General features: G+C 67.3%; 9 protein-coding genes. 5 read left to right on the top strand and 4 right to left on the bottom strand.

Annotated features, from left to right (window positions below; translation table 11 throughout):
- A complete protein-coding gene (gene paaZ / locus FHX47_RS07325) occupies positions 1-2,136 on the bottom strand; it encodes a phenylacetic acid degradation bifunctional protein PaaZ (protein ID WP_183358276.1) in 2,136 nt (711 codons plus the stop codon).
- Positions 2,137-2,390: 254 nt separating this feature from the next.
- On the bottom strand, positions 2,391-2,927 hold the full coding sequence (locus tag FHX47_RS07330; RefSeq protein WP_246328097.1) for an Lrp/AsnC family transcriptional regulator: 537 nt from the start codon (positions 2,925-2,927) through the stop codon (positions 2,391-2,393).
- A 172-nt stretch (positions 2,928-3,099) separates the two neighbouring features.
- On the opposite strand from FHX47_RS07330, the gene pdhA reads away from it, so the two are divergent.
- Genes pdhA through FHX47_RS07345 form a run of 3 tightly spaced genes read left to right on the top strand, consistent with a single transcriptional unit; the run spans position 3,100 to position 6,867 of the window.
- Positions 3,100-4,368, top strand: a complete 1,269-nt coding sequence (gene pdhA, locus FHX47_RS07335) for a pyruvate dehydrogenase (acetyl-transferring) E1 component subunit alpha (protein ID WP_183358277.1) — start codon at positions 3,100-3,102, stop codon at positions 4,366-4,368.
- The gene (locus FHX47_RS07340) at positions 4,368-5,411 is read left to right on the top strand and encodes an alpha-ketoacid dehydrogenase subunit beta (protein ID WP_183358278.1); all 1,044 of its coding nucleotides are present in this window, start codon (positions 4,368-4,370) and stop codon (positions 5,409-5,411) included. Before pdhA ends, FHX47_RS07340 begins: the two co-directional genes overlap by 1 nt.
- Position 5,412: 1 nt before the next feature.
- Positions 5,413-6,867, top strand: a complete 1,455-nt coding sequence (locus tag FHX47_RS07345) for a dihydrolipoamide acetyltransferase family protein (protein ID WP_183358279.1) — start codon at positions 5,413-5,415, stop codon at positions 6,865-6,867.
- A 48-nt stretch (positions 6,868-6,915) separates the two neighbouring features.
- Here the strand turns inward: FHX47_RS07345 and FHX47_RS07350 are convergent, their stop codons facing one another.
- Both FHX47_RS07350 and FHX47_RS07355 read right to left on the bottom strand, forming a co-directional pair.
- Positions 6,916-7,293 carry a type II toxin-antitoxin system VapC family toxin gene (locus FHX47_RS07350; protein WP_183358280.1) on the bottom strand — a complete coding sequence of 126 codons (378 nt, stop codon included), beginning with the start codon at positions 7,291-7,293 and terminating at the stop codon, positions 6,916-6,918.
- Positions 7,293-7,547 carry a ribbon-helix-helix domain-containing protein gene (locus tag FHX47_RS07355; protein WP_183358281.1) on the bottom strand — a complete coding sequence of 85 codons (255 nt, stop codon included), beginning with the start codon at positions 7,545-7,547 and terminating at the stop codon, positions 7,293-7,295. The genes FHX47_RS07350 and FHX47_RS07355 overlap by 1 nt, the downstream gene beginning before the upstream one ends.
- 136 nt (positions 7,548-7,683) lie before the next feature.
- Between FHX47_RS07355 and FHX47_RS07360 the strand changes: the two genes are divergently transcribed.
- The gene (locus FHX47_RS07360; protein ID WP_183358282.1) at positions 7,684-8,886 is read left to right on the top strand and encodes an acetyl-CoA C-acyltransferase; all 1,203 of its coding nucleotides are present in this window, start codon (positions 7,684-7,686) and stop codon (positions 8,884-8,886) included.
- A gap of 5 nt (positions 8,887-8,891) precedes the next feature.
- Complete coding sequence (locus tag FHX47_RS07365; protein ID WP_183358283.1) at positions 8,892-9,698, top strand: enoyl-CoA hydratase/isomerase family protein; 807 nt, start codon at positions 8,892-8,894, stop codon at positions 9,696-9,698.
- Position 9,699: the final 1 nt, after the last annotated feature.

The raw sequence follows: 9,699 nt of genomic DNA on the forward strand, positions 1-9,699 counted from the left end.
CTATTCGGCCCAGTCGGGCATCTCCTTGGCCACGCGGGTCAGCACATCGTAGGTGGCCACCAGCTCATCGTGCTGATTGTGGAGCACGGTGTCCCAGCGGACCTGACCGTAGTCATCGGTCTCCCGCGGAGTGATCTCCTTGGCAGTCAGAGTCACGCGGATGGAGTCGTCATAGGTCACCGGGGTCATGAAGCTTAAGTTCTCCAGGCCGGTGTTGGCCAGCACCGGTCCGGGAGCAGCCTCCACGAAGAGTCCTGCCGCCCAGGCCACCAGCAGGTAGCCGTGGGCCACCCGGCGTGGGAAGAAGGGGTTGGCCGTGGCGGCCTCCTCATTGGTGTGGGCGTAGAACTTGTCCCCGGTGGATTCGGCGAACTCCAGGATGTCCTCCAGGTGCACCTTGCGCAGTCCGGAGGCCAGCTGGTCGCCGATCTCAAGCTCAGCCAGCGGCTTGCGGAACGGGTGCACCGCACTGCCTGCGGCAATGGACTCTGGGGTGGCGGTGTTGGCCTTCGCACCCTGGTGCCACACTCCGGTGATGCCGGTGAGCAGATCGGGGGTGCCCTGGATGGCGGTGCGCTGCATGTAGTGCTTCACCCCGCGCATTCCGCCCAGCTCCTCACCGCCGCCTGCGCGGCCGGGGCCGCCGTGCACCAGGTGCGGCAGCGGGGAGCCGTGACCGGTGGAGGTCTTGGCGTCGTCGCGGTCCAGCAGGTGCACCCGCCCGTGGTGGGAGCCGATGCCGCGGACAAACTCGGCGGCGATCTGCGGGTCGTGGGTGGCCACGGTCGCTACCAGGGAGCCGCCGCCCAGTGCGGCCAGCTCGACGGCGTCGTCGATGTCTGAGTAGCCCAGCACTGAGGCCACCGGGCCAAATGCCTCCACCTGGTGCACCTCCGGGGTGCGCGCGTTGGTGAACTTCAGGGTGGTCACCGGGTAGAAGGCGCCTGCTTCGGCATCGGCGCTGCCGGTGCCGGTCTTCAGTTCCTCGAAGGACGACGGCCCGCCGAAGCAGACCTCTCCCCCGGCGTCGACAAGCTGCTGAACGGCCTTGGTCACCTCGGCCTGCTGGTCTTTCGAGGCCAGGGCGCCCACGGTGGTGTCGGCGTCGCGCGGGTCACCCAGCACGGCACGGGACTCCACCCGGGCGCGCAGGGCATCGACGACGGCGTCAACGTGCTGGCTGGGCACGATGGCGCGGCGGATCGCAGTGCACTTCTGGCCGGCCTTGGATGTCATCTCCGCCACCACGGCCTTGATGAAGGCTTCGAACTCCGGGGTCCCCGGCGTGGCGTCGGGGCCGAGGATCGCGGCGTTGAGCGAGTCGGTCTCTGCGGTGAAGCGCACCCCTTCGTGCTGGACGTTGTGGTGGCTGCGCAGGATCGAGGCAGTCTGCGCCGAGCCGGTGAAGGCGACGTGGTCGCGGTAGTCCAGGTGGTCCAGCAGGTCTCGGGCGGAACCGGAGATCAGCTGGATGGAGCCCTCGGGCAGCAGCCCGGAGTCGACCATCAGCCGCACGCAGGCTTCGGTGACATAGGCGGTCTGGGTGGCGGGCTTCACGATGGTGGGCACCCCTGCAATGAAGCTGGGGGCAAACTTCTCCAGCATGCCCCACACGGGGAAGTTGAAGGCGTTGATCTGCACCGCCGCACCAGGCAGGCGGGTGTAGATGTGCTCGCCGATGAAGCTGCCGTCGCGGGAGAGCTGCTCGATGTTGCCATCAATGATCACGTTGGAGTTGGGCAGCTCTTTGCGGCCGATGGAGGAGAGCGCGAAGAGTGTGCCGATGCCGCCGTCGACGTCGACCAGGTGGTCTTTCCGGGTGGCACCGGTGCGGTCGGAGAGCTCATAGAGCAGCTCCTTGTGCTCTCCCAGGTGCAGGGCGAGCTTCTTCAGGGTCAGGGCTCGCTGGTGAAAGGTCAGTTCGCTCAGGCTCCGTTGACCTGCTGAGCGGGCGTAGTCGACCGCCGCCTTGGTGTTCAGCCCGTCGGTGGAGACGCGGCTGACCAGTTCCCCGGTGGAGGCGTCAAGAACGTCGGTGATCTTCTCCGGGTTCTGCGGGGTCCACCAGCTTCCATCAACGAAGCTGGGCAGAATCTGGACCGCCGCGGCGGATGTATCGGGGCTCGTCGCAGTCATAGGAGTCCTCTCATGCGATTGCGGTGCGGTGCGGTGCACCAGCACACTTCAACTGACCGATCGGTCGGTATTTCTGTGCAGTCTATCGTGCCACCGATCACATGACGAGTGCCCGGTTCCTGCTGACCCTGCAGGGGCCGGCGAGGCTCGCAGCGCAACATCCACCGGGTGATCATTCCAAGTCGCTCCCCGGTCCCACGTCCCGTTGCGTTTGAGGCCGGCGGGAGCGAGGCAACGCAACATCGGGCGGGTGGTCAGGGGCCGTCGTCGTCGGGGCTCATGTGGACCTGCTGGGTGTGGTCATCGAAGATCAGTGCCGTCTGCGTGGCCTGGACACAGTTCAGCGACTGGATCCGCTCGAAGATCACCCGGCGAAGCTCCTCCACAGTGCTGGTGCGCACCAGCAGCACCGCGTCGTACTGACCGCCGACCAGTGCCAGATGGCGCACCGCCGGATCGTCGGCCAGGGCCCGGCGCAGCACCTCCCAATCGTCCTGCTTCAGCGTCACAAAGACGTAGGCTGCAGTCTCCAAGCCGGCCGCACGCGGGTCGATGACGGCCGTGTACCCCCTCAGCACACCGGAGGAGCGCAGCCGGGCGATGCGCTCGTAGGTATTGGCCCGGGAAAGGTGCAGCTGCTCTGCGATGCTGGACACCGACTGCCGGGCGTCTCTGCTCAGCGCAGTGAGGATCGCCTGGTCCGTGGCATCCACACGCCGGGGCCGCACTGATCGTCGCTGCCCCAACGCCTGGGGCGCCGTGGATTCCTGATCGTCCACCATCCGATTCATAGTTTCGGACAATACCAGTGCTGAAGTGCGATCTGAACACAATTCGTCCACTGTTCGTCGGCTGAGACAAGAACAAGTCTGCGATTCCGCCTGTGGGTAGCGGACACATTGGCGAACCGTTCACACTTGAAGGAAATATGGTTCAGGTCACATCTGTATACGGGAGAGCCTCATGACCGACAGCAGCACCAAGAACACAGCACCCGAGAAGACAGCAGCCGGCCCCGCCACGCCGCACCAGGCGGTCGACCACGAGCCGGGCCACGAGAAGGCCGAGCAGGCCGCCAGGATCCAGGAGGCCAGCCGGTCCTTCGGCATCAGCGCCGAACAGTACATGCTGCCGGCCGCCCAGCAGATCCGCCTGCTGGACCCAGAGGGCGAGCTGGTGCCGGAGGACCAGCAGGGCACCGGCCCGGGCCACGAGTACCCGATCCCGGAGGACGAGACGCTGCTGCAGGCCTACGAGGCCCTGGTCGCCGGCCGCCGGGTCAACGATCAGAACTACGCCCTGGTGCGCCAGGGCCGGCTGGCGGTCTACCCCTCCTCACACGGCCAGGAAGCCTGCCAGGTCGGCGCGGCCCTCGCCCTGGGCGAGGCTGACTGGCTCTTCCCCACCTACCGGGACACCGTGGCCGCGATCGCCCGCGGTGTGGACCCGTTGGAAGTGATGGTCTCCTTCCGCGGAGACTGGCACTGCGGCTACGATCCGCACCAGTACAAGGTCGGCCCCCAGTCCACTCCGCTGACCACTCAGCTGCTGCACGCAGTGGGCGTCGCCCATGCCGCGAAGCTGCGGGGCGAGGACACGGTGGTGCTGGCCATGTGCGGCGACGGCGCCACCAGTGAGGGAGACTTCCACGAGGCCCTGAACTTCGCCGCCGTCTTCGAGGTTCCGGTGGTGTTCTTCATCCAGAACAATGGCTATGCCATCTCGGTGCCGCTGTCGAGCCAGACCGCCGCGCCCTCGCTGGCCCATAAGGCCATCGGCTACGGTATGGCCGGCGAACGGGTCGACGGCAACGATATGGTCGCCGTGCTCGCCACCCTGCGCCGGGCGGTTCGACTGGCCCGGGAGAACTCCATGCCGCTGCTGGTGGAGGCGATGACCTACCGCATGCAGGCCCACACCAACGCCGACGACGACTCTCGCTACCGGGACGCCGATGAGGTGGAGCACTGGCAGCGCGCCGATCCGCTGGTGCGGCTGGGCAAGTACCTCACCGCCAAGGGCGCACTCGACGACGACGCCGAGAGCAGAATCGCAGCTGCGGCCGAGGAGGTCGCCGCCTCACTGCGGCAAGCGATGACCGCAGAAGCGTCCAATGACCCGCTGGAACTGTTCGAACACGTCTATTCGGCACCGACTGCGCAGCTGCGCGAACAGCGTGAGAAGCTCGCCGACGAGCTGCAGCGCTCCACCACCGATCAGGGGGCCAATTGATGAGCACCGCAACGGCGGCGAAGACCGCCACCACCACCTTCGCCTCGGCGCTGAACACTGCCATGTCTGACGCCATGGAGCGCGACCCCTCCGTCGTCGTCTTCGGTGAGGACGTCGGCCCCCTGGGCGGGGTCTTCCGCATCACCGACGGGCTGACCAAACGCTTCGGCACCGACCGCTGCTTCGACACTCCCCTGGCCGAGTCCGGGATCGCAGGAATGGCCGTCGGCATGGCGATCAACGGGATGCGCCCGGTCATCGAGATGCAGTTCGACGCCTTCGCCTACCCCTCCTTGGAGCAGGTCTTCAGCCACATCGCCAAGATGGCCAACCGGACCCGAGGCCGGGTCAGGCTTCCGATCGTCATCCGCATCCCTTACGGCGGCGGCGTCGGCGGGGTGGAGCATCACTGCGACTCCTCCGAGGCCTACTACGCGCACACCGCGGGGCTGAAGGTCTTCACCCCCGCCAGCGTCGACGACGGCTACCGGATGCTGCGCGAAGCCATCGACACCGATGACCCGGTGGTCTTCTTCGAGCCCAAGAAGCTCTACTGGTCCAAGGCGGAGGAGGACCTCTCGGCACTGCGTGAGCAGTATGAGAGCGGCGCCTCCGGCCAGGACCACAGCGTGGGTCCGCAGGGCCGGGCGCGGGTGGTCCGCGAAGGGACCGACGTCTCACTGATCAGCTACGGACCCTCGGTCTCCACTGTGCTCAAGGCCGCCGAGGCCGCCGCCGAGGAAGGCATCTCCGCCGAGGTTCTGGACCTGCGCAGCATCGTGCCCTTCGACGATGAGGCGCTGCAGCGCACCGTGACCAAGACCGGACGGGCCGTCGTGGTCGCTGAGGCCCAGGGATTCGTCTCGGTGGCCAGTGAGATCGTCGCACGGGTGCAGGAACGCTGCTTCCACTCGCTGGCCTCACCGGTGCTGCGGGTGACCGGCTTCGACATCCCCTATCCGTCCCCGAAGCTGGAGACCCACCACCTGCCCGACGTCGACCGGATCCTCGACGCCCTCGACGAACTGCAGTGGGAGGACTGAGATGACCATCTTCAACCTGCCCGATCTGGGCGAAGGCCTGACCGAGGCCACACTGCTGAGCTGGCTGGTCGCTGAGGGCGAGACCGTGCACGTCGACCAGCCGATCGCTGAGGTCGAAACCGCCAAGTCCTCCATCGAGGTGCCCAGCCCCTACGCCGGCACCGTGCACACCCTGCACGGCAGCACCGGCGACACCCTGGAGGTCGGCAACCCGCTGATCACCGTCACCACCGAGGACGACGCCGACTCCCCCGCTGACTCCTCCACCGACGGCCGGGCAGGCGCCCTGTCCTACCGCGAGGAGGAGCGGGCCGGGACTGCAGCTCCCGAATCCCAGGACACAGATGAGGAGACCGAGGGATCAGGGAACGTGCTGATCGGCTACGGCACTTCCCAGGCCAGCAGCGCACGACGTCGGCGTAAGCGCTCCGGTGCCCCACGCGCGGACACGCAACGGCCCACAGATGCGGCGGCACAGGGTTCGGCGGCACAGCGTTCGACGACCTCTCCTGGACCGGCACAGGCTCCGCGGGTCTCTTCTCCCTTGGTGCGTCGCATGGCCCGCCGGCAGGGCGTGGAGCTGCACTCGATCAGCGGTTCGGGTCCTGAAGGCCTCATCATGCGCCGCGATGTACTCGCAGCCGGCGAACAGCCTGCGGCGGCTGGGGCCGGGGCACCGCAGCGTGAGCCCGCCCGAGATGCCGCCCAGCAGGATGCTGCGGCAGCCGCTGGTGCTGTGGATTCCCGCACTGGCCTGGCCGTCCGCGAGCGCGTGGCGGTCACCGGCATGCGTAAGGCGATCGCGGCGAAGATGTCGCAGTCGCGCCGGGAGATTCCCGAGGCCACGGTGTGGCAGGACGTCGACGTCACCGCACTGTTGGACATGCGCGCGCAGCTGAAGGACAGCGGCCAGGAAGCACCCTCGGTGCTGGCATTGTTGTCCCGCTTCGTCGTCGCCGGTCTGCAGCGCTACCCGGAGCTGGCCGCGCGGATCGAACACACCGACGCCGGGGATCAGATCGTGCACTTCGCCGGCATCAACCTGGGCTTCGCCGCCCAGACCGAGACCGGCCTGGTGGTGCCCGTGGTGCGCGAGGCCCAGCGGCTCTCCGCACGGGGGTTGAACACCGAGATCCGCCGGCTGGCGGAATCGGCGCGCGACGGCCAGATCAGCAGCAAGGAGATGTCCGGCGGCACCTTCACGGTCAACAACTACGGCGTCTTCGGCTCCGACGGCGCCACCCCGATCATCAACCACCCCGAGGCCGCCATCTTGGGCATCGGCCGCATCATCGACCGGCCCTGGGCCGTGGGCGGCGAGCTGGCGGTGCGGAAGGTGACGACCCTGACGCTGGCCTTCGACCACCGGGTCTGCGACGGCGGTGCGGCCGGAGGCTTCCTCAACTTCGTGGCGACCTGTATGGGAGACCCCACCGCCGCCCTGGCCGATCTCTGAAGCGACCCGAGTGGTTCAGTACGGGGCAGTTCGGTACGGTCACTATGGTCAGTACGGCGCGGCCAGCTTGCTGAACATCGGAAAGTGCTTGACGTTGCGGGTGAACAGCCGCGCATCGAGGGCCCGGGCAGTGGCGGCGATCGCCAGGTCCGCGGAGTCGATGCCCTGGTTGCCCGGCAGCCACTGACGTCCGAGTTCGCCCGCGATCTCGGCGATCCTGCCGTCCAGTGGGTGCCAGTCGAAGGCGCTGAACAGGCCCCGGGTCGCCTCTTCCTCCCGAGGCCGCATACCGGCCAATACTTCCAACCTGGTCACCTCGCTGGCATGCAGGGGACCTTCTGCCCGCGCATCCCGCAGAGCCGCAGCGGCCGCTGGGTCGCCGCGGAGGACGTCGATGAGAACGGAGGTGTCGACGACGACGGTCATTACGCAGCTGCCTCGTCCAAACGCGCGCCGGAGCGAAGGCGCTCAACATAGGCTGCGCCCTCGGGTCCCCGCCCATCCCAAGCCCCAAGCGCAGCCTCAATGGCTTGGAGATCCGCTTCTGCGTCGCGCCCGGACCCGTAGGTCCTGGTGACGGCATCTCGGATCAGAGCAGAGATCGACCTGCCCGACCGCACTGCCTCCGCGTCCAGCAGCCGACGCTCCTCAACTGTCAGCGAAATCTGAGTCCGCATCATGATGTAATCATACATCATGTGTCTGCCAGAAGGTGCTGCACTAGAATCGATATCAGGCTATGACCCGTGATTGACGCCATAGTCGCCCCATGACAAGGTATTAGTGAACGATCGGTCAGTTAATCGGAGGTCTGCCGTGTCCCAACCCGCTTTTCTCGTCTCAGGAACCCGCACACCAGTGGGCCGGTACGGTGGCGCGCTCTCCGCAGTGCGTCCCGATGACCTTGCCGCCCTGGTGATCCGCCAGGTGGTGGAGGAGTCCGGTGTTCCCTCTGCTGAGGTGGACGAGGTGATTCTGGGCAACGCCAACGGCGCCGGTGAGGAGAACCGCAATGTGGCCCGCATGGCCTGGCTGCTGGCCGGCTATGAAGACACGGTCCCCGGTATGACGGTGAACCGGCTGTGTGCCTCGGGCATGTCCGCGATTGCTTCGGCGCAGCAGATGATCGCCGCAGGTGCCGCCGATATCGTCGTCGCCGGTGGGGTGGAGTCCATGTCGCGGGCACCGTGGGTGATGGCGAAGCCGCAGAAGGCCTTTGCCGGTCCCGGAGAGGTGGTGGACACCTCCATCGGGTGGCGGTTTGTGAACCCCAAGCACCTGGAGCACGATAAGCGCACCTTCTCCATGCCGGAGACCGCAGAGGAGGTCGCCCGGGTTGATGGCATCTCCCGTGCGGACGCCGATGCCTTCGCACTGCGCTCTCAGCAGCGGGCGACGGCGGCCATTGACTCCGGTCGGCTGGCCCGGGAGATCACCTCGGTGGAGGTGGCTGGCCGTAAGGGCGCGGTCACCGTGGTGGACACTGATGAGGGGCCCCGGCCCGAGACCACCCTGGAGGGTCTGAGCGGACTGCGCTCGGTGGTCACCCCCGGCGGTGTGGTCACCGCCGGCAATTCCTCCTCCCTCAACGACGGTGCCTCAGCGGTGATCGTGGCCTCCGAGCGCGCCGTGGAGAAGTACGGCCTGAGCGCCCGCGCCCGGGTGGTCGGCTCCGCCAATGCCGGAGTCCCCCCGGAGGTGATGGGAATCGGGCCGGTCCCGGCGACGCAGAAGGTACTGGAACGCGCCGATTGGCAGTTGGATGATCTTCAGGCCGTGGAGCTCAACGAAGCCTTCGCCACCCAGTCGCTGGCCTCGATGCGCCGGCTGGGTCTGGATGAGGAGATCGTCAACACCGACGGCGGCGCCATCGCGTTGGGCCACCCGTTGGGCTCCTCGGGCTCCCGCATCGTACTGACCCTGCTGCGCCGGCTCGAGGACGACGGGCTCACCCGGGGCCTGGCCACGATGTGCGTGGGTGTGGGTCAGGGATCGGCCATGCTCATCGAGAAGGTCTGAGCCTGATGCAGCTGGACGCTGAAGACTTCACTGCGCTGACTGTCACTGAGGGCGAGGATCGGCTGCACGCGCAGCTGAACCGGCCCGAGGTGCGCAATGCGATCGACTCGACCATGATCACGGAGCTGCACGCCGTCTGCGAGCACCTGGAGGCCTGTCCGAAGATCCTGATCCTCTCGGGCACCGAATCCGGCGGCAAAGGCATCTTCGCCTCCGGAGCCGATATCGGCCAGCTGCGTCAGCGTCGTCGTGATGATGCGCTGCGCGGGATCAACTCCGCCGCCTTCGACCGGCTGGCCAAGCTGCCGATGCCGGTGATCGCCGCGCTGGACGGCTTCGCCCTGGGCGGCGGCGCCGAACTGGCCTGGGCCGCGGACTTCCGGGTTGCCACCGATCAGGTGAAGATCGGTCAGCCCGAGACGGGGCTGGGGATCATCCCCGCCGCAGGCGCCCTGTGGCGGCTGAAGGACCTAACCGGTGAGGCCATGGCCAAAGAGATTCTCTTCGCCGGCAGGATCCTGAACGCGGACGAGGCGCTGGCCCACGGGCTGGTCTCCTCACTGCACGCGGCGGACGAGCTGCTGGGCGCCGCCCACGAGCTTGCCGACCGCATCGGCCGACAGGATCCGCTGGCCGTGCAGGTCTCCAAACGGGTCTTCGCCATGCCGCGGGAGGCCCACCCCCATGTGGACAACCTCGCCCAGGCCATCCTCTTCGAATCTGAGGCGAAGTTCGACCGGATGCAGGCCTTCCTCGACAAGAAGGCCAAGCGAGCAGAGCAGCCCACGAACAACGGCACGAAGGAATCCTGAT

Source organism: Garicola koreensis (genome assembly GCF_014195445.1).
Lineage (GTDB): Bacteria > Actinomycetota > Actinomycetes > Actinomycetales > Micrococcaceae > Nesterenkonia > Nesterenkonia koreensis.